The sequence below is a fragment of the Arenimonas sp. genome (assembly GCF_019459675.1).
Classification (GTDB): Bacteria; Pseudomonadota; Gammaproteobacteria; order Xanthomonadales; family Xanthomonadaceae; genus Arenimonas.
Window position 1 is genome coordinate 1 of record NZ_JAIBFH010000286.1, and the last position, 16,230, is coordinate 16,230.

Below are 16,230 nucleotides of genomic sequence, written 5' to 3' on the forward strand. Positions count from 1 at the left end.
GGCGCGCAAGCCGCCGATGTTCATCCCGGCGCTGCCTTACTGAGGTCGAACCTAGGCCGGGCGCCGCGACGGCGGCCCGGCCGACAGGGCGGCCCTCAGGCCTGCGCGGGTCGCGCGATCTGGCCCTGCTTGCGCACGATCAGCATGGCGATTTCCAGCGACTGCTCGTAGTTCAGGCGCGGATCCACCGTGGACCGGTAGGCGCGCTCGAGGTCGATGTCGGTGAGGTCGCGGGCGCCGCCCGTGCACTCGGTGACGTTTTCCCCGGTGAGCTCCAGGTGCACGCCGCCCAGGCGCGTGCCCGACGCGGCATGCAGTTCGAAGCTCGACTCCACTTCGCTGCGGATGTTGGCGAAGCGGCGGGTCTTGTAGCCGTTGCTGGTGCTTTCGGTATTGCCGTGCATCGGGTCGCAGATCCACAGCACGCGCCGGCCTTCGCGGCGGATGGCGTCCAGCAGCGGCGGCAGCTTTTCAGACACCTTGGCCGCACCCATGCGGTGGATGTAGCTCAGGCGGCCCGGCTCGTTCTCGGGGTTCAGGGCGTCGGTCAGCCGCAGCAGCTGGTCGGGCGTGACCGACGGGCCAATCTTCACTGCCACCGGATTGCGCAGGCCGCGGAAGTATTCCACGTGGGCGCCGTCCAGGTCGGCGGTGCGCATGCCGATCCAGGGGAAGTGCGTGGACAGGTTGAACCAGCCCCACTGGCGCGGCACCTGGCGCGTCAGCGCCTCTTCGTAGGGCAGCAGCAGCGCTTCGTGCGACGTGTAGAAATCGGCGCGGTTGAGGTTGTTCATGGCCGACCCGGAGATGGTCTCCATGAAGCGCACGGCGTCGCCAACGGCCGCCACCATGCTGCGGTACTCGTCCGACAGCGGCGAATGGCCAACCCAGTCCAGGTCCCAGTATTCCGGGTGGTGCAGGTCGGCGAAACCACCGTCCACCAGCGCCCGCACGAAGTTCATCGTCATCGCCGAGCGGGCGTGGCCCTTCACCATCCGGCGCGGGTCGGGCGTGCGCTCTTCCGGGGTGAAGCCGGGCTGGTTGATGAAGTCGCCGCGGTAGCTGGGCAGCGAAACGCCGTTCTTCTCTTCCAGGTCGGCCGAGCGCGGCTTGGCGTACTGCCCGGCAAAGCGCCCCACCCGCACCACGGGCAGGCGCAGGCCGTGCACCAGCACCAGGCTCATCTGCAGCAGCACCTTGAGCCGGTTGGAAATGAGCGCCGACTCGCAGTCGGCGAAACTCTCGGCGCAGTCACCGCCCTGCAGCAGGAAGCGCTTGCCCTCCTGGGCTTCGGCCAGCTGCTTCTTGAGGGCAAGGATTTCCCACGACGTGACCAGCGGCGGCAGTTGGCCCAGCTCGCTCTGCACCTGGGCCAGGGCGGCGGCATCGGGATAGGTCGGCTGCTGGGAGGCGACCCGGCCGCGCCAGCCCGCCGGCGTCCAATCGCCGGGAAGGGGAACAGGCTGCAGGTTGCGGTCGCTGGCGCTCATCGTCTTGGATCCAGAATCATTGAGGTGGGGGGAAATCATGCCACAGCGCCGCCGCATGGCGACGGGACGCTCCGTTCAGCACATCACGCCGGCTTCAGCGCTTGCGCAGTGCGGCCCACAGGGCGCCCAGGCCCAGGCCGATGAACCAGACCAGCGTCCACGCGGGCATGGAAACGCCAAGGAAGGCCCAATCCACCTTCGCACACTCGCCCGAGCCCGTGAGCACTTTCGACAGCGCGCTCATCGGACCCATCGCCTCGACCATGTATTCAAGGCCCATGCCCGTGCAAAGCGGCACTTCGCTGGGGGGCAGCGACTGCAGCCAGACATGGCGGCCGGCCACGCCGGCACCGGCGGCGGCCGGAATCAGCACCAGCAGGCCATACAGCCCGCGTCCCAGCCGGCCGCTGGGCGCATGCAGCCCGCCCACCAGGAATGCCACGCCCATGGCCGCGAACGCGACGCGCTGCAGGATGCACAGCGGGCACGGCAACATCAGCATGCTGAACTGCACGTACAGCGCGTACGCAAGCAGCGCCGCGCATAGCGCGAAGCCAGTGAGGTACTGGCCGCGGAACGACCAGGCGAAGGGATTGGCGGACATGGGCGGCTTCCGGAGCAGTGGGGGCTAGGTTACACAGACCGCTGCGGGCCGGTGAAGTTTCCCGACCCGGAAACAAAGACCCCGGCCTAGGCCGGGGTCCAGGTACTTGCCTAGCGCGCCGGAATTACTCGGCGGCTTCGGCAACTTCGCGCGGGCGATCCACCAGCTCGACATAAGCCATCGGGGCGTTGTCGCCCGGACGGAAGCCGCACTTGAGGATGCGCAGGTAGCCGCCGGGACGGGCCTGGTAACGCGGGCCCAGCTCGACGAACAGCTTGCCGACCGCTTCCTTGTCACGCAGGCGGGACATGGCCAGACGACGATTCGCCACGCCATCGGTCTTGCCGATGGTGATCAGCGGTTCGGCGACGCGGCGCAGTTCCTTGGCCTTGGGCAAGGTGGTGCGGATCAGTTCGTGCTTGATCAGGGACGCCGCCATGTTGCTGAACATCGCGTCGCGATGGGCACTGGTACGGCTGAGTTGGCGTCCGGAATTCCGATGGCGCATGGTCGTGGTTCCTTAGTGAATTACCGGGCTCAGCCCAGCATGCCCTGCTGGAGGCCGGCCGGCGGCCAGTTTTCCAGCTTCATGCCGAGGGACAGGCCGCGCTGTGCAAGCACTTCCTTGATCTCGGTGAGCGACTTCTTGCCCAGGTTCGGGGTCTTGAGCAGCTCGACCTCGGTACGCTGGATCAGGTCGCCGATGTAGTAGATGTTCTCGGCCTTGAGGCAGTTGGCCGAACGCACCGTCAGCTCCAGGTCGTCGATCGGGCGCAACAGCACCGGATCGATACCCGTGGTGGGCTGCTTGGTGGCGCTGCGGTCACGCTGCGTGAAGTCACCGAACACCGACAGCTGGTCGGTGAGGATGTCGGCGGCCGTGCGGATCGCGTCCTCGGCATCGATCGTGCCGTTGGTCTCGATCTCCAGGACCAGCTTGTCCAGGTCGGTACGCTGCTCGACGCGGGCCGATTCAACGGCATACGCAACGCGGCGGACCGGCGAGAACGTGGCATCCAGCACCAGGCGACCGATCGCACGGGATTCTTCGTCCGGGCGACGGCGATCGGCGGCCGGCTGGTAGCCGAAACCGCGCTCGATCTTCAGCCGCATGTTCAGCGACGTGTCCTTGGTGAGGTGGCAGATCACGTGGTCGGGATTGAGGATCTCGACGTTGTGGTCAACCTTGATGTCCGCCGCCGTCACCAGGCCCGGGCCCTTCTTCTGCAGCGTCAGCGTGGTGTGGTCCACGTTGTGCATGCGGATGGCCACGTCCTTGAGGTTGAGCAGGACTTCCAGCACGTCCTCCTGCAGGCCTTCGACGGTGGTGTACTCGTGCAGCACGCCGTCGATCTCGACTTCCGTGATGGCAAAGCCGGGGATGGACGACAGCAGCACGCGGCGCAGGGCGTTGCCCAGGGTGTGGCCGTAGCCACGCTCAAGGGGTTCGATCACAACCTTCGCGCGGTTTGCACCGAGGCGTTCAATGTGGGGGCCGCGCGGACGCAGCACCGAAGTAGCGGTAACCGTCATGGTCAAGGTGTCTCCTGAGAGGATTACTTCGAGTACAACTCGACGATCAGCGCTTCATTGATATCCGAGGGCAGGTCGGCGCGGTCCGGGACGGCTTTGAAAACGCCGGCGAACTTTTTCGCGTCGACTTCGCACCAGCTCGGGACCAGGTCCATCTGCTGGGAGAGGTTGAGTGCTTCCTGCACGTTGAGGTGCTTCTGCGCCTTCTCGGTCAGCTCAACGCTGTCGCCAGCCTTGATCTGGTAGGACGGCAGGTTGACGGACTTGCCGTTGACCAGCACGCCCTTGTGCGACACCAGCTGGCGGGCCTGGGGACGCGTAACGGCGAAGCCCATGCGGTACACGACGTTGTCCAGGCGCTGTTCGAGCATCTGCAGCAGGGTTTCGCCGGTGTTGCCCTTCTTGCGCGAAGCCTTGGTGTAGTAAGAACGGAACTGACGCTCGAGCAAGCCGTAGATGCGCTTGACCTTCTGCTTCTCGCGAAGCTGGGTGGCGTAGTCGGACAGCTTGCCCTTGCGGGCGACTGCACCGTGCTGCCCGGGCTTCTGCTCGAGCTTGCACTTGGAGTCGATGGCGCGAGCCGGCGACTTCAGACTGAGGTCGGCGCCTTCGCGGCGGGCGAGCTTACAGGTGGGACCAATGTAACGAGCCATGATTTAGTCTCCAGTTCCCGTTAGACGCGGCGCTTTTTCGGCGGCCGGCACCCGTTGTGCGGGATCGGGGTGACGTCGATGATGTTGGTGATCTTGTAACCGACCGCGTTCAACGAACGCACGGCCGATTCACGGCCCGGGCCGGGGCCCTTGATCCGCACTTCCAGCGTTTTCACACCGTAGTCGAGAGCGGCCTTGCCGGCCTTCTCGGCGGCCACCTGGGCAGCGAACGGCGTGGACTTGCGGGAGCCGCGGAAACCCGCGCCGCCCGAAGTGGCCCACGACAGCGCATTGCCCTGGCGATCGGTGATGGTGACGATGGTGTTGTTGAAAGAAGCCTGGACGTGGGCGATACCGTCGGTGACGATCCGCTTGATCTTCTTCTTGGTCTTGACTGCCGGCTTATTCATTTGGCCAGGTCCTTACTTCTTGATGGCTTTACGCGGACCCTTGCGGGTACGAGCGTTGGTCCGGGTACGCTGACCGCGCATCGGCAGGCCGCGACGATGACGCAGGCCGCGGTAGCAGCCCAGGTCCATCAGACGCTTGATCGACATGCCGACCTCGCGTCGGAGGTCACCCTCGACGGTGTACTTGGCCACTTCGGCGCGGATACGCTCGATTTCAGGCTCGGACAAATCACGGATCTTCGTGGCTGACGCCACTCCGGCCGCTACACAAACAAGCTTTGACCGGGTACGGCCAATGCCAAAGATACTTTGCAGGCCTACCCAGACATGCTTCTGGACAGGCAGGTTGACACCCGCGATGCGCGCCATCAGGCGTTCTCCAACTTAAATTTGAGCGCAGTGAATCAGGAATTATATCAGGGCTTGGGGTTTATTTGTAGCCCCCCGGATCCGAAGACCCGGGGAACCCGGCATGGGGAGTGTGCCCATGCTCCGGCGACAAACCGGAACCTGCCCTCCCCCGTCCTGGGGTCAGGCGCCCCGCGCTACTCCAGCGCAGGAACCAGTTCCGGCTTATCCGCGCGCCAAGCCGCCGCGCGGACCGCCCATCGTTGGTGTCAGCTGCGGCTCAGGCCGCGTCCGCCACCTTTCAGATTCGACTTCTTCATCAGGCTCTCGTACTGATGCGACATCAGGTGAGCCTGGACTTGGGCGGTGAAATCCATCACCACCACAACCACGATCAGCAGCGACGTGCCGCCGAAATAGAACGGAACCGCATAGAACACCCGGATGACCTCGGGCAGCAGGCACACCAACACCAGGTACAGCGAGCCGATCAGCGTCAGGCGCGTCAGCACGCCATCGATGTAGTCGCCCGTCGCCTTGCCGGGACGGATGCCCGGAACCAGCGCGCCGGACTTCTTGAGGTTGTCGGCCGTTTCCTGCGAATTGAACACCAGGGCCGTGTAGAAGAACGCAAAGCCCATGATCAACGCGCCGTACAGCAGCATGTGCAGCGGCTGGCTGGGCGCCAGGGCCTGGCTGAGGTTCTGCAGGTAATAGCCCAACTGCCCGCGCCAGCCTTCACCGGTCGGCGTGGCCGCCTGGCCGAACCACTGCGCCATGGTGGCGGGGAACATGATCAGGCTGGAGGCGAAGATCGCCGGGATGACGCCGGCCATGTTGAGCTTGAGCGGCAGGTGCGAGCTCTGGTTCATGTACGCCTGGCGGCCACCCTGGCGCCGGGCGTAGTTCACAGTGATGCGGCGCTGGCCGCGCTCCATGAAGACCACGAAGTACGTGACGCCGAGCACGAGGGCGACGATGACCAGGATGGCGAACGGGCTGATTTCGTCGTTGGCGACCTGCTGCAGCGTACCGATGACGGCGGACGGCAGGCTGGCCACGATGCCGGCGAAGATGATCAGCGAAATGCCGTTGCCGATACCGCGCTCGGTGATCTGCTCGCCAAGCCACATCAGGAAGATGGTGCCGGCGGTCAATGCCACGATGGCCGTCAGGATGAAGCCCGGGCCCGGGGCGTAAACCACCGGAATACCGGCACCTGCGCTTTGGCCCTGCAGAGCGGCGGCGATGCTGCCGGCCTGAACGATGGCCAGCAGGACGGCGCCGATGCGCGAATACTGGGTCAGCTTGCGCCGACCGCTCTCGCCTTCCTTCTTCATCGCCTTCCAGGGCTCATAGATCTGGCCCATCAGCTGCACGATGATGGAGGAAGAGATGTAGGGGATGACGTTCAGCGCGAACAGGCTGAAGCGGTTCAGCGCACCACCGGAGAACATGTTGAACATGTCCACGATGGTGCCTTCTTGCTGCTCCATCAGCCGCAGCATGGCGGCCGGATCAATACCGGGCACCGGGATGAAGCTGCCGATGCGGTAAACGATCAGGGCCAGGACCACGAAGATCAGGCGCTGGCGGAGCTCGGTGAACTTACCGAGCCCACCCAGGGCACTTGCTGCGGAAGAGGACTGCGTCAAGAGATTACTCCGTCACGCTGCCGCCGGCGGCTTCGATCGCGGCCTTGGCACCCGCGGTCGCCAGCACGCCCTTGAGAACGAACTTCTTGGTCAGCTCGCCCTTCTTGACGAGCTTGGCCTGCTTGGCCGAGGACGGCACGAGCTTGGCGGCGCGAAGGGCGGCGAAATCGATCTCGCCGGCTTCGAGCTTGTCGAGCTGGTACAGCAGCACTTCAGCGGTGTCGTTCTTGAGCTTCGAGCGGAAGCCGACCTTCGGCAAACGCTTGTGCATGGGCATCTGGCCGCCTTCGAAACCGGCCTTGATCTTGCCCTTGCCGGAACGGGCGAACGAGCCCTTGTGTCCGCGGCCAGCGGTCTTGCCGAGGCCGGAGCCGATGCCGCGACCAACGCGGACGCGGTCCTTGCGGGCGCCGTCGGCGGGCTTGAGGGTATTGAGCTTCATATGGTTTCTCCTAGGTCCGCTCAGGCTTCGACGCGAACCAGGTAATGCACCTGGTTGATCAGGCCGCGCACGGACGGCGAGTCCTTGAGTTCGCGGACATCGTTGATCTTGTTCAGGCCGAGGGCCTTAACGGAGAGGCGGTGGCGGGCCTGGCAGCCACGAAGGCCTTTCACCAGGCGAACCTTGACAGTCTTCTCAGCCATTGAGGATCTCCTCGAGCTTCTTGCCACGCTTGGCGGCGATGCGGGCCGGCGAGGTGGTTTCGGTGAGGCCCTTGACGGTGGCGCGAACCAGGTTGATCGGGTTGCGCGAACCGACGGCCTTGGCCAGCACGTTCTTCACGCCGACGGCTTCAAGGACGGCGCGCATGGCGCCACCGGCGATCACGCCGGTACCCTCGGAAGCAGGCTGCATGTAAACGCGGGCGGCTCCGTGACCGGACTTGACCGCATGCCACAGGGTGCCCTCGTTGAGGTCGACCTGGACCATCGCCTTGCGGGCGTACTCCATCGACTTCTGGATGGCGACCGGCACTTCACGCGCCTTGCCGTAGCCGAAACCAACCTTGCCAGCACCGTCGCCGACGACGGTCAGCGCGGTGAAGGTGAACTGACGACCGCCCTTGACGGTCTTGGAAACGCGGTTGACGGCGACCAGCTTCTCAATGAAGCCGTCGTCGCTTTCCCCGCGATTGCGATCGCGCTCGTTGCTGCTCATGTGGATTCCTGGGTTTGCTTACGGCCTATGGCCGCTTATGGTTGTGGTTGGATCTGGAAACTCAAGCCCGGAGGCTTAGAACTGCAGGCCACCTTCGCGGGCGGCATCTGCCAAAGCCTTGATACGACCATGATACCGGTAGCCAGAACGATCGAAGGCAACCTTTTCGATGCCAGCAGCCAGCGCCTTCTCGGCGATGGCGCGGCCGACCTTGGCGGCGGCTTCCATGTTCTTGCAGCCCTTCAGGCCATCCCTGACGTCAGCCTGCACGGTGGAGGCCGAAGCCAGCACGGTGGAGCCGTCGGAGGTGAAGAGCTGGGCGTAGATGTGCTGGCCCGAGCGAAGCACCGAAAGACGGGCGACGCCAAGCTTGCGGATGTGCGAACGCGTGGTCTTGGCGCGGCGCAGGCGAGCGATGTTCTTGTCCATGGTATTTACCTCGAGGAAGCGGAAGCGCCCAATTAGGCCTTCTTGGCTTCCTTCATGATGATCTTCTCGCCGGAGTAACGGATGCCCTTGCCCTTGTACGGCTCAGGCTTACGGTACGCACGGATCTTGGCCGCTACTTCACCCACCTGCTGCTTGTCCGCACCGCTGACCAGGATCTCGGTCTGGGTGGGAGTGGTCAGCGTGATGCCCTCGGGAGTGATGTAAACCGTGGGATGCGAGAAGCCCAGGCTCAGCGCCAGGTCTTTGCCCTGCATGGCAGCACGGTAACCCACGCCGACCAGTTCGAGCTTGCGGGTGAAACCCTCGGCGACGCCCTGGATCATGTTGGCGAGGATGGCGCGGGCGGTACCGGCCATCGGGATGTTGTCGGAGTCGGCGGCAGACAGCTGCAGCAGGCCGTTGTCGAGGTTGAACTCGACGCCGGTCGGCTTGGCCAGGCTCAGGGTACCCTTCGGGCCCTTCACGGTGACGTGGCTCGACGAGACATTGAAATCGACGCCCTTGGGCATCTGGATCGGCTTCTTGGCAACGCGGGACATGGTTGCGTTCTCCTTAGGCCACGAGGCAGATGACTTCGCCGCCCACGCCCGCAGCGCGGGCCTGGCGATCGGTCATCAGACCCTGGGAAGTGGAGATGATGGCGACGCCGAGGCCCGCCAGTATCTTGGGCAGGTCGTCCTTGCCCTTGTACTGGCGGAGGCCCGAACGGGAGACGCGCTCAAGGCGCTCGATCACCGGCTTGCCTTCGTAGTACTTCAGGGAAACTTCCAGCTTCGCCTTGGCGCCCTCGCCGACAACGCGGAACTCGCCGATGTAACCCTCGGACTTGAGCACGTTGGCGATGGCCAGCTTCATCTTGGAGGCAGGCATGGAAACCTGCGGCTTACCGACGGCGAGTGCGTTCTTGATGCGCACCAGCATGTCGGCGATAGGATCAGTCATGCTCATTGATTCTTACCCTTGTAGGTGTCAGGAGCACCGATATCCGCTGGTCCCCCGGGGGGGGACCTGCGATTACCAGCTGGCCTTGCGGAGGCCGGGAACGTCGCCACGCATGGTGGCTTCGCGCAGCTTGTTGCGGCCGAGGCCGAACTTCGCGTACACGCCGCGCGAGCGGCCCGTCAGTGCGCAGCGGTTGGTGACGCGGCTCGGACTCGAGTCGCGCGGCAACTTCTGCAGTTTGTCCACGGCGGCCATCTTCTCCTCGTAGGAGGCAGTGACGCTCGTGATGATCGTCTTGAGGTCCGTACGCTTGGCGGCGAATTTCTTCACCAGCTTCTTGCGCTTGATGTCGCGGTTAACCATCGACGTCTTGGCCATGATCTATATCCTCGAAATCAGTTACGGAACGGGAAGTTGAAAGCCTGCAGCAGCGCCTTGGCTTCTTCGTTGGTCTTCGCCGTGGTGGTGATGGCGATGTCCATGCCGCGCATGGCGTCAACGGTATCGAAATCAATCTCGGGGAAGATGATCTGTTCCTTGATGCCCATGTTGTAGTTGCCACGGCCGTCGAACGAACGACCCGACACGCCGCGGAAGTCACGCACGCGGGGCAGCGAAATGTTGATCAGGCGGTCGAGGAACTCGAACATCTTGGCGCGGCGCAAGGTGACCTTGCAGCCGATCGGCCAGCCGTCGCGGATCTTGAAGCTGGCGACGGAGACGCGGGCATTGGTGGTGATCGGCTTCTGGCCGGCGATCTTGGTCATGTCGGCAACGGCATTTTCCAGGATCTTCTTGTTGCCCACGGCCTCGCCCACGCCCATGTTCAGCGTGATCTTCGAGATGCGGGGCACCTGCATGATGTTGTCGTAACCGAACTGTTCCATGAGCGCAGGAACGACGGTTTCTTTGTAGATCGTTTCGAGACGGGTGGTCATTGCATCATTCCTTAGGCGTCAATCGCCTCACCGCTCGAGCGGAACACACGCACTTTGCGTCCATTCTCGAGCACCTTGAAACCAATGCGTTCGCCCTTGCCGTTGGCCTGGTTGAACAGCATGACATTGGAAATATGGATCGGCGCTTCCCGCTCGATGATTCCGCCGGCGACGTTCGCCTGCGGGTTCGGCTTGGTGTGGCGCTTGATGATGTTCACGTTCTGCACGATGACCTTGTCACCGGCAACACGCACAACTTCACCCTTCTTGCCCTTGTCGGCACCGGCGATGATGATCACCTGGTCGCCCTTGCGGATACGATTCATTTGCTGATTCCTTCGCTCAGATCACTTCGGGAGCGAGCGAGACGATCTTCATGAACTTCTCGGTACGAAGTTCACGGGTCACGGGCCCGAAAATGCGGGTGCCGATCGGCTCCTGCTTGTTGTTCAGCAGCACGGCCGCGTTACCGTCGAAACGGATCAGCGAACCGTCGGCCCGGCGCACGCCGGAACGGGTACGGACGACGACAGCGTCGTAGACCTCACCCTTCTTGACCTTGCCGCGGGGAATGGCGTCCTTGACGGTCACCTTGATGATGTCACCGATGTGGGCGTAACGACGCTTGGAGCCGCCGAGCACCTTGATGCACATCATTTCCTTGGCGCCGGAATTGTCGGCGGCCTCGAGGTAGCTTTGTACCTGGATCATTTAATGGCCTCCTTACTTCACGGCACGCGTGACGATTTCGACCACGCGCCAGTTCTTGGTCTTCGACAGCGGACGGCACTCGCTCACGCGGACGACATCGCCCTCGTTGCAGGTGTTCTCTTCGTCGTGCGCGTGCAGCTTGGTCGAGCGCCGGATGTACTTGCCGTACAGGGGGTGCTTGACCTGGCGCTCGACGAGGATCGTCACGGACTTGTTCATCTTGTTGCTGACAACGCGGCCTTCGACCGTGCGCGTCTGGTTGGCATTATCGCTCATGGCTCGCCCTTACTTCTTATCGGTCAGCATGGTCATCGTCTGCGCAATCTCGCGACGGACCAGCTTGATTCGGTGGGGGGCGTTGAGCTGACCGGTTGCCTTCTGCATACGGAGCGCAAACTGCTCCTTGTGCAGGTCCAGCAGGTGGTTCTTCAGCTCGGTCGCCGACTTTTGACGCAGTTCCTTGAGTTCCATATCAGCGCACCGTCCGGGTCACGAAAGTGGTCTGCACCGACAGCTTAGCGGCCGCCAGGCGGAAGGCCTCGCGAGCGGTGGCTTCGTCGACGCCCTCGATCTCGTAGATCACGCGACCCGGTGCAATCTGGGCCACCCAATATTCGACATTGCCCTTACCGGCGCCCATTCGGACTTCGATCGGCTTCTTGGTGATCGGCTTGTCGGGGAACACGCGGATCCACATCTTACCGCCACGCTTGACGTAGCGGCTGATGGAACGACGCGCGGCCTCGATCTGGCGAGCGGTCAGCTGGCCGTGCGAGGTAGCCTTCAGGCCGTACTCGCCGAAGCTGACGGCTGCGCCGGCCCAGCTCAGGCCGTCGTTACGGGACTTGAAGACCTTGCGGTACTTGGTTCGCTTGGGTTGCAGCATGGCGGCTTACCTCATTTCCTTCGCCGGGCGGGACGGGCGCTCGGAGCGCTCTTCCACTTTCTCCTGGCCAACCTGGCTGAAATCGAAAATCTCGCCCTTGTAGACCCACACCTTCACGCCAATGATGCCGTAGGTGGTGAGGGCTTCGGCGAAGCCGTAGTCAATGTCCGCGCGGAGGGTGTGCAGGGGCACGCGGCCCTCGCGGTACCACTCCGAGCGGGCGATCTCGGCGCCATTGAGGCGGCCGGCGACGTTGACCTTGATGCCCAGGGCACCGAGGCGCATCGCGTTACCGACGGCGCGCTTCATCGCGCGGCGGAACATGATGCGGCGCTCGAGCTGCTGCGCGATCGATTCGGCCACCAGCTGCGCGTCGAGCTCGGGCTTGCGCACTTCGGACACGTTGATGTGCGCCGGGACGCCCATGATGTCCGAAACTTCCTTGCGCAGCTTCTCGATGTCCTCGCCCCGCTTGCCGATCACCACGCCCGGGCGGGCGGAGTGGATCGTGACGCGGGCGGACTTCGACGGGCGCTCGATCAGGATCTTCGAGATGCCGGCCTGGGCGAGCTTCTTGCGCAGCATCGCACGGACCTTGAGGTCGGACGTGAGGTACTGGGCGTAGTCACGCTTGTTGGCGAACCACTTGGAATTCCAATCCTTGGAGATGCCCAAGCGGAACCCGGTCGGATGAACTTTGTGACCCATATTCTTCGTCCCTGCCTTACTTGCCGGAGCCCACAACCACAAAAATGTGGCTGGTGCGCTTGAGGATGCGGGTGCCGCGGCCCTTGGCGCGGGCCATGAAGCGCTTCAGGACGGGACCCTCGTCAACCATGATGCTGGTGATCTTGAGTTCGTCGATGTCGGCGCCGAGGTTGTTTTCGGCATTGGAGATCGCCGACCACAGGACCTTGCGGATCAACGCGGCGGCTTTCTTGTCCGAGAACTGCAGAAGGTCGGCGGCGCGGGACACCGGCAGGCCACGCACCTGGTCAGCGACCAGGCGGGCTTTCTGCGGCGAGATCCGGGCCGAGCGGAGAATGGCTTTGGCTTCCATCGTCATATCTCCTTATTTGCCGGCTTTCTTGTCGCCGCCATGACCCTTGAAGGTCCTGGTGAGGGCGAACTCGCCGAGCTTGTGACCCACCATGTTCTCGTTCACCAGAACCGGGATGTGCACCTTGCCATTGTGGATGGCGATGGTGAGCCCGACCATTTCCGGGAGGATCATGGAGCGACGCGACCAGGTCTTGATCGGCTTCTTGCTGTTGCCCTGAGCGGCCTCCACCTTCTTGACGAGGTGGTGGTCGATGAAGGGACCTTTCTTAAGAGAACGTGCCATGGCCTATCAACCCCTGCGATCGCGCACGATGAACTTCTGGGTGCGCTTGTTCTTGCGCGTCTTGTAACCCTTCGCCGGAGTGCCCCACGGGGACACCGGATGCGGATTACCCTGTCCAGCCTTGGCCTCACCACCGCCGTGCGGATGGTCAACCGGGTTCATGGCGGCACCGCGGACGGTCGGCTTGACGCCGCGCCACCGCTTTGCACCGGCCTTGCCCAGCTTCTCGAGGTTGTGCTCGACGTTGCCGACTTCACCGATCGTTGCGCGGCAATCCGACGGCACCTTGCGCATTTCGCCGGAGCGAAGGCGCAGGGTGGCGTAGGCGCCGTCGCGGGAGATCAGCTGGGCGCCAGCGCCAGCGGCGCGAGCCAGCTGGGCGCCCGCACCGGGCTTCATCTCGACGCAATGAACGGTCGAACCCACCGGCATGTTGCGCAGCGGAAGGCTGTTGCCGGTCTTGATCGGCGCGTCCTTGCCGGCAATCACCTGGTCGCCATTGGCCAAGCCCTTGGGAGCGATGATGTAACGGCGCTCACCGTCGGCGTAGCACAGCAGCGCGATGTGCGCCGTGCGGTTCGGGTCATATTCGATCCGCTCGACACGGGCAGGAATGCCCTCCTTGTCGCGCTTGAAATCGATGATGCGGTAATGCTGCTTGTGGCCACCGCCGATGTGGCGGGTGGTGATGCGGCCGTTATTGTTGCGGCCGCCGCTCTTGCTCTGCTTTTCGACCAGCGATTCCAGCGGGCCTCCCTTGTGGAGGCCAGCGGTGGAGACGCGCACCATGGCGCGGCGGCCAGGCGAGGTCGGCTTGAAAGTCATTAGTGCCATGGGTACTCGCCTCAGGCCTTGGCCATCACGTCGATCGTCTGGCCTTCGGCCAGCCGAACGTATGCTTTGCGCCAGTCGCCGCGACGGCCTGCGCGCGAACGGAAGGTCTTGGTCTTGCCCTTCACGTTCAACACGTTGACCGCTTCGACCTTGACGTTGAACAGCGACTCAACGGCGGACTTGACGTCGGCCTTGGTCGCAGTCGTCGCCACTTCGAAGACGTACTGGTTGCTCTGCTCCTGGATGCGCGCAGTCTTTTCAGACACGCGCGGCGCGCGAATAATGCCGAAGTTCTTGATGTTGCTCATGCCAGCCACTCCTCGACCTTCGTAACCGCTTCCGCGGTCATGATCACGTACTCGGCACCGACCAGGGCGACCGGATCCAGACCCTGGACGTCGCGGACCTGCACGTACGGCAGGTTGCGGGCGGCCAGATACAGGGCTTCGGTGCCGTTCTCGGTGACGATCAGCGGATGGGCGACGCCCATCTCTTTCAACTTGGCGACCATTGACTTGGTCTTCGGCTCGGCGATGTCAAAGGCATCGACGATCTTCAGGCGACCCTGGCGGTTCAGCTCGGACATGATCGCGCAGATGGCAGCGCGATACATCTTGCGGTTGACCTTCTGGGCGAAGTTGCGCGGCTTGGCGGCGAACGTAACACCACCACCGATGAAGATCGGGGCGCGGTAGTCGCCATGGCGGGCACCGCCGCCCTTCTGCTTCTTGAACTTCTTGGTGGTGCCACGCACTTCCGAGCGCGTCAGCTGGGCCTTGGTGCCAGCCCGGCCGGCGTTGCGGAAAGCAACGACCACCTGGTGCACGAGATCCTCGCTAAATTCGCGACCGAAGATCGCGTCGGATACCGACAGCGTCTTGGCGCTTCCAATAACGGCGAGTTCCATTACTTACTCCTCAACCTTTGCTCGTCGGACGGACGATGACATCGCCGCCCGGCGCACCGGGGACGGAACCCTTGATCGCGATCAGGCCACGCTCGGCGTCGACCTTGACCACTTCCAGGTTCTGCATCGTCTGCTGGATCGCACCCATGTGGCCGGCCATCTTCTTGCCCGGGAAAACACGACCCGGGGTCTGGCGCTGGCCGATGGAGCCCGGCGAGCGATGCGACAGCGAGTTACCGTGGGTGGCATCGCCCATCTTGAAGTGATACTTCTTGATGGTGCCCTGGAAGCCCTTGCCCTTCGTGATGCCGGCGACGTCGACCAGCTGGCCGACAGTGAAGATGTCCGCCTTGATCTCGTTGCCAACCTCGAAGTTGCCGGCATCCTTGTCTTCGATGCGGAACTCCCACAACCCGCGACCGGCTTCCACTTTCGCCTTGGCGTAGTGGCCCGACAGCGGCTTGTTCACCAGCGCAGCACGCTTGGTGCCGGCGGTGACCTGCACGGCCGTGTAGCCGTCGATCTCGTTGGTCTTGATCTGGGTGATGCGATTCGGGCTGGCCTCGATCACGGTCACCGGGATGGAACGACCATCCTCGGTGAAGATGCGGCTCATGCCCGCCTTGCGGCCCACGATTCCAATGTTTTTGGTCGTCATGGTTGTTGCCTCAGGTCAGCTTGATCTGGACGTCGACGCCAGCCGCGAGTTCGAGCTTCATCAGCGCGTCCACGGTCTTGTCGTTCGGGTCGATGATGTCCAGCACACGCTTGTGGGTGCGGGTCTCGTACTGGTCACGCGCGTCCTTGTCGACGTGCGGCGACACCAGCACGGTGTAGCGCTCGATCTTGGTCGGCAGCGGGATCGGGCCGCGCACTTGCGCGCCGGTCCGCTTGGCCGTCTCCACGATCTCGGAAGCCGAACGATCAATCAGGCGATGATCGTAGGCCTTGAGCCGAATCCGGATCTTCTGGTCCGCCATGGCGATATCCTTGTTGCGGTAAAGAGCGTCGGAGCCAGGGGCTTTGCGCCCTGACTCCCGTGGAAAACAAACTCGGCGGACCATGTCTGGTCCACCGAGCAAGAAAGTATAGCTTGTGTTAAACGTCCCTGTAAAGGGCTGTTTTACACAGCTTCGACCGTCCTGGCCGCGAACACGAGGGGCATCCTGCCCCTCATTTCGTATGTGGGCCGCCCTAAGGGGCGACCGAGCCGCGCATTATACGCTTACTTGATGACCTTGGCAACCACGCCGGCGCCGACGGTGCGGCCACCTTCGCGGATCGCGAAGCGCAGGCCGTCATCCATCGCGATCGGCGCGATCAGGGTGACCACCATCTTCACGTTGTCGCCCGGCATCACCATCT

General features: G+C 63.4%; 29 protein-coding genes and 1 pseudogene. All 30 read right to left on the bottom strand.

Annotated elements, in window-relative coordinates:
- Positions 1-95 precede the first annotated feature (95 nt).
- Complete coding sequence (locus K0M70_RS09595; RefSeq protein WP_290781644.1) at positions 96-1,490, bottom strand: 3-deoxy-7-phosphoheptulonate synthase class II; 1,395 nt, start codon at positions 1,488-1,490, stop codon at positions 96-98.
- Between the two features lie 94 nt (positions 1,491-1,584).
- Complete coding sequence (locus tag K0M70_RS09600; protein WP_290781646.1) at positions 1,585-2,094, bottom strand: disulfide bond formation protein B; 510 nt, start codon at positions 2,092-2,094, stop codon at positions 1,585-1,587.
- 124 nt (positions 2,095-2,218) lie between these two features.
- On the bottom strand, positions 2,219-2,602 hold the full coding sequence (gene rplQ, locus K0M70_RS09605) for a 50S ribosomal protein L17 (RefSeq protein ID WP_290781647.1): 384 nt from the start codon (positions 2,600-2,602) through the stop codon (positions 2,219-2,221).
- Between the two features lie 29 nt (positions 2,603-2,631).
- Positions 2,632-3,627 carry a DNA-directed RNA polymerase subunit alpha gene (rpoA, locus tag K0M70_RS09610; RefSeq protein WP_290781648.1) on the bottom strand — a complete coding sequence of 332 codons (996 nt, stop codon included), beginning with the start codon at positions 3,625-3,627 and terminating at the stop codon, positions 2,632-2,634.
- A 23-nt stretch (positions 3,628-3,650) separates the two neighbouring features.
- Complete coding sequence (gene rpsD, locus K0M70_RS09615) at positions 3,651-4,280, bottom strand: 30S ribosomal protein S4 (RefSeq protein WP_290781650.1); 630 nt, start codon at positions 4,278-4,280, stop codon at positions 3,651-3,653.
- 20 nt (positions 4,281-4,300) lie between these two features.
- The gene (gene rpsK, locus K0M70_RS09620) at positions 4,301-4,690 is read right to left on the bottom strand and encodes a 30S ribosomal protein S11 (RefSeq protein WP_290781651.1); all 390 of its coding nucleotides are present in this window, start codon (positions 4,688-4,690) and stop codon (positions 4,301-4,303) included.
- A gap of 12 nt (positions 4,691-4,702) precedes the next feature.
- Positions 4,703-5,059, bottom strand: coding sequence for a 30S ribosomal protein S13 (rpsM, locus tag K0M70_RS09625; RefSeq protein ID WP_290781653.1), 357 nt, complete (start codon positions 5,057-5,059; stop codon positions 4,703-4,705).
- Positions 5,060-5,307: 248 nt separating this feature from the next.
- Complete coding sequence (gene secY / locus K0M70_RS09630) at positions 5,308-6,693, bottom strand: preprotein translocase subunit SecY (RefSeq protein ID WP_290781654.1); 1,386 nt, start codon at positions 6,691-6,693, stop codon at positions 5,308-5,310.
- A 4-nt stretch (positions 6,694-6,697) separates the two neighbouring features.
- A complete protein-coding gene (gene rplO / locus K0M70_RS09635; protein WP_290781656.1) occupies positions 6,698-7,135 on the bottom strand; it encodes a 50S ribosomal protein L15 in 438 nt (145 codons plus the stop codon).
- Between the two features lie 20 nt (positions 7,136-7,155).
- A complete protein-coding gene (rpmD, locus tag K0M70_RS09640) occupies positions 7,156-7,338 on the bottom strand; it encodes a 50S ribosomal protein L30 (protein WP_290781657.1) in 183 nt (60 codons plus the stop codon).
- The gene (gene rpsE, locus K0M70_RS09645) at positions 7,331-7,852 is read right to left on the bottom strand and encodes a 30S ribosomal protein S5 (RefSeq protein ID WP_290781658.1); all 522 of its coding nucleotides are present in this window, start codon (positions 7,850-7,852) and stop codon (positions 7,331-7,333) included. The genes rpmD and rpsE overlap by 8 nt, the downstream gene beginning before the upstream one ends.
- 75 nt (positions 7,853-7,927) lie before the next feature.
- A complete protein-coding gene (rplR, locus tag K0M70_RS09650; RefSeq protein WP_290781659.1) occupies positions 7,928-8,281 on the bottom strand; it encodes a 50S ribosomal protein L18 in 354 nt (117 codons plus the stop codon).
- A gap of 32 nt (positions 8,282-8,313) precedes the next feature.
- Positions 8,314-8,841: a 50S ribosomal protein L6 gene (gene rplF, locus K0M70_RS09655; RefSeq protein WP_290781660.1), complete on the bottom strand. Its 528-nt coding sequence runs from the start codon at positions 8,839-8,841 to the stop codon at positions 8,314-8,316.
- Between the two features lie 13 nt (positions 8,842-8,854).
- Positions 8,855-9,250 (bottom strand): 30S ribosomal protein S8, encoded by a 396-nt coding sequence (gene rpsH / locus K0M70_RS09660; RefSeq protein ID WP_290781661.1) that lies wholly within the window; start codon positions 9,248-9,250, stop codon positions 8,855-8,857.
- Positions 9,251-9,316: 66 nt separating this feature from the next.
- Positions 9,317-9,622 carry a 30S ribosomal protein S14 gene (gene rpsN, locus K0M70_RS09665; RefSeq protein WP_290781662.1) on the bottom strand — a complete coding sequence of 102 codons (306 nt, stop codon included), beginning with the start codon at positions 9,620-9,622 and terminating at the stop codon, positions 9,317-9,319.
- A 17-nt stretch (positions 9,623-9,639) separates the two neighbouring features.
- Complete coding sequence (gene rplE / locus K0M70_RS09670; protein WP_290781663.1) at positions 9,640-10,182, bottom strand: 50S ribosomal protein L5; 543 nt, start codon at positions 10,180-10,182, stop codon at positions 9,640-9,642.
- A gap of 11 nt (positions 10,183-10,193) precedes the next feature.
- Positions 10,194-10,508, bottom strand: a complete 315-nt coding sequence (gene rplX / locus K0M70_RS09675; RefSeq protein ID WP_290781664.1) for a 50S ribosomal protein L24 — start codon at positions 10,506-10,508, stop codon at positions 10,194-10,196.
- A 16-nt stretch (positions 10,509-10,524) separates the two neighbouring features.
- Positions 10,525-10,893 (bottom strand): 50S ribosomal protein L14, encoded by a 369-nt coding sequence (rplN, locus tag K0M70_RS09680; RefSeq protein ID WP_290781665.1) that lies wholly within the window; start codon positions 10,891-10,893, stop codon positions 10,525-10,527.
- Positions 10,894-10,905: 12 nt separating this feature from the next.
- The gene (gene rpsQ / locus K0M70_RS09685; protein ID WP_290781666.1) at positions 10,906-11,169 is read right to left on the bottom strand and encodes a 30S ribosomal protein S17; all 264 of its coding nucleotides are present in this window, start codon (positions 11,167-11,169) and stop codon (positions 10,906-10,908) included.
- 9 nt (positions 11,170-11,178) lie between these two features.
- Positions 11,179-11,364 carry a 50S ribosomal protein L29 gene (gene rpmC / locus K0M70_RS09690; RefSeq protein WP_290781667.1) on the bottom strand — a complete coding sequence of 62 codons (186 nt, stop codon included), beginning with the start codon at positions 11,362-11,364 and terminating at the stop codon, positions 11,179-11,181.
- A 1-nt stretch (position 11,365) separates the two neighbouring features.
- Positions 11,366-11,779 (bottom strand): 50S ribosomal protein L16, encoded by a 414-nt coding sequence (gene rplP / locus K0M70_RS09695; protein WP_290781668.1) that lies wholly within the window; start codon positions 11,777-11,779, stop codon positions 11,366-11,368.
- 6 nt (positions 11,780-11,785) lie between these two features.
- Positions 11,786-12,487 carry a 30S ribosomal protein S3 gene (rpsC, locus tag K0M70_RS09700; RefSeq protein ID WP_290781669.1) on the bottom strand — a complete coding sequence of 234 codons (702 nt, stop codon included), beginning with the start codon at positions 12,485-12,487 and terminating at the stop codon, positions 11,786-11,788.
- A gap of 16 nt (positions 12,488-12,503) precedes the next feature.
- Complete coding sequence (gene rplV / locus K0M70_RS09705; RefSeq protein ID WP_290781670.1) at positions 12,504-12,839, bottom strand: 50S ribosomal protein L22; 336 nt, start codon at positions 12,837-12,839, stop codon at positions 12,504-12,506.
- A 12-nt stretch (positions 12,840-12,851) separates the two neighbouring features.
- Positions 12,852-13,124: a 30S ribosomal protein S19 gene (gene rpsS / locus K0M70_RS09710; protein ID WP_290781671.1), complete on the bottom strand. Its 273-nt coding sequence runs from the start codon at positions 13,122-13,124 to the stop codon at positions 12,852-12,854.
- Positions 13,125-13,130: 6 nt separating this feature from the next.
- Entirely contained in the window at positions 13,131-13,958 is an 828-nt protein-coding gene (rplB, locus tag K0M70_RS09715; protein WP_290781672.1) for a 50S ribosomal protein L2, read from the bottom strand.
- Between the two features lie 11 nt (positions 13,959-13,969).
- Positions 13,970-14,266, bottom strand: a complete 297-nt coding sequence (rplW, locus tag K0M70_RS09720; RefSeq protein ID WP_290781673.1) for a 50S ribosomal protein L23 — start codon at positions 14,264-14,266, stop codon at positions 13,970-13,972.
- Complete coding sequence (gene rplD, locus K0M70_RS09725) at positions 14,263-14,865, bottom strand: 50S ribosomal protein L4 (RefSeq protein ID WP_290781674.1); 603 nt, start codon at positions 14,863-14,865, stop codon at positions 14,263-14,265. Before rplD ends, rplW begins: the two co-directional genes overlap by 4 nt.
- 10 nt (positions 14,866-14,875) lie before the next feature.
- A complete protein-coding gene (gene rplC, locus K0M70_RS09730) occupies positions 14,876-15,523 on the bottom strand; it encodes a 50S ribosomal protein L3 (protein ID WP_290781675.1) in 648 nt (215 codons plus the stop codon).
- Between the two features lie 10 nt (positions 15,524-15,533).
- The gene (gene rpsJ, locus K0M70_RS09735) at positions 15,534-15,845 is read right to left on the bottom strand and encodes a 30S ribosomal protein S10 (RefSeq protein ID WP_290781676.1); all 312 of its coding nucleotides are present in this window, start codon (positions 15,843-15,845) and stop codon (positions 15,534-15,536) included.
- Between the two features lie 245 nt (positions 15,846-16,090).
- Positions 16,091-16,230, bottom strand: a pseudogene (locus K0M70_RS09740) (elongation factor Tu); the annotation flags it as partial.

Excerpts from the sequence above, each read along its gene's own strand:
- K0M70_RS09595 (WP_290781644.1), bottom strand. The coding sequence starts at position 1,490 with ATGAGCGCCAGCGACCGCAACCTGCAGCCTGTTCCCCTTCCCGGCGAT.
- K0M70_RS09600 (WP_290781646.1), bottom strand. The coding sequence starts at position 2,094 with ATGTCCGCCAATCCCTTCGCCTGGTCGTTCCGCGGCCAGTACCTCACT.
- rplQ (WP_290781647.1), bottom strand. The coding sequence starts at position 2,602 with ATGCGCCATCGGAATTCCGGACGCCAACTCAGCCGTACCAGTGCCCAT.
- rpoA (WP_290781648.1), bottom strand. The coding sequence starts at position 3,627 with ATGACGGTTACCGCTACTTCGGTGCTGCGTCCGCGCGGCCCCCACATT.
- rpsD (WP_290781650.1), bottom strand. The coding sequence starts at position 4,280 with ATGGCTCGTTACATTGGTCCCACCTGTAAGCTCGCCCGCCGCGAAGGC.
- rpsK (WP_290781651.1), bottom strand. The coding sequence starts at position 4,690 with ATGAATAAGCCGGCAGTCAAGACCAAGAAGAAGATCAAGCGGATCGTC.
- rpsM (WP_290781653.1), bottom strand. The coding sequence starts at position 5,059 with ATGGCGCGCATCGCGGGTGTCAACCTGCCTGTCCAGAAGCATGTCTGG.
- rplO (WP_290781656.1), bottom strand. The coding sequence starts at position 7,135 with ATGAAGCTCAATACCCTCAAGCCCGCCGACGGCGCCCGCAAGGACCGC.
- rpmD (WP_290781657.1), bottom strand. The coding sequence starts at position 7,338 with ATGGCTGAGAAGACTGTCAAGGTTCGCCTGGTGAAAGGCCTTCGTGGC.
- rpsE (WP_290781658.1), bottom strand. The coding sequence starts at position 7,852 with ATGAGCAGCAACGAGCGCGATCGCAATCGCGGGGAAAGCGACGACGGC.
- rplR (WP_290781659.1), bottom strand. The coding sequence starts at position 8,281 with ATGGACAAGAACATCGCTCGCCTGCGCCGCGCCAAGACCACGCGTTCG.
- rplF (WP_290781660.1), bottom strand. The coding sequence starts at position 8,841 with ATGTCCCGCGTTGCCAAGAAGCCGATCCAGATGCCCAAGGGCGTCGAT.
- rpsH (WP_290781661.1), bottom strand. The coding sequence starts at position 9,250 with ATGAGCATGACTGATCCTATCGCCGACATGCTGGTGCGCATCAAGAAC.
- rpsN (WP_290781662.1), bottom strand. The coding sequence starts at position 9,622 with ATGGCCAAGACGTCGATGGTTAACCGCGACATCAAGCGCAAGAAGCTG.
- rplE (WP_290781663.1), bottom strand. The coding sequence starts at position 10,182 with ATGACCACCCGTCTCGAAACGATCTACAAAGAAACCGTCGTTCCTGCG.
- rplX (WP_290781664.1), bottom strand. The coding sequence starts at position 10,508 with ATGAATCGTATCCGCAAGGGCGACCAGGTGATCATCATCGCCGGTGCC.
- rplN (WP_290781665.1), bottom strand. The coding sequence starts at position 10,893 with ATGATCCAGGTACAAAGCTACCTCGAGGCCGCCGACAATTCCGGCGCC.
- rpsQ (WP_290781666.1), bottom strand. The coding sequence starts at position 11,169 with ATGAGCGATAATGCCAACCAGACGCGCACGGTCGAAGGCCGCGTTGTC.
- rpmC (WP_290781667.1), bottom strand. The coding sequence starts at position 11,364 with ATGGAACTCAAGGAACTGCGTCAAAAGTCGGCGACCGAGCTGAAGAAC.
- rplP (WP_290781668.1), bottom strand. The coding sequence starts at position 11,779 with ATGCTGCAACCCAAGCGAACCAAGTACCGCAAGGTCTTCAAGTCCCGT.
- rpsC (WP_290781669.1), bottom strand. The coding sequence starts at position 12,487 with ATGGGTCACAAAGTTCATCCGACCGGGTTCCGCTTGGGCATCTCCAAG.
- rplV (WP_290781670.1), bottom strand. The coding sequence starts at position 12,839 with ATGGAAGCCAAAGCCATTCTCCGCTCGGCCCGGATCTCGCCGCAGAAA.
- rpsS (WP_290781671.1), bottom strand. The coding sequence starts at position 13,124 with ATGGCACGTTCTCTTAAGAAAGGTCCCTTCATCGACCACCACCTCGTC.
- rplB (WP_290781672.1), bottom strand. The coding sequence starts at position 13,958 with ATGGCACTAATGACTTTCAAGCCGACCTCGCCTGGCCGCCGCGCCATG.
- rplW (WP_290781673.1), bottom strand. The coding sequence starts at position 14,266 with ATGAGCAACATCAAGAACTTCGGCATTATTCGCGCGCCGCGCGTGTCT.
- rplD (WP_290781674.1), bottom strand. The coding sequence starts at position 14,865 with ATGGAACTCGCCGTTATTGGAAGCGCCAAGACGCTGTCGGTATCCGAC.
- rplC (WP_290781675.1), bottom strand. The coding sequence starts at position 15,523 with ATGACGACCAAAAACATTGGAATCGTGGGCCGCAAGGCGGGCATGAGC.
- rpsJ (WP_290781676.1), bottom strand. The coding sequence starts at position 15,845 with ATGGCGGACCAGAAGATCCGGATTCGGCTCAAGGCCTACGATCATCGC.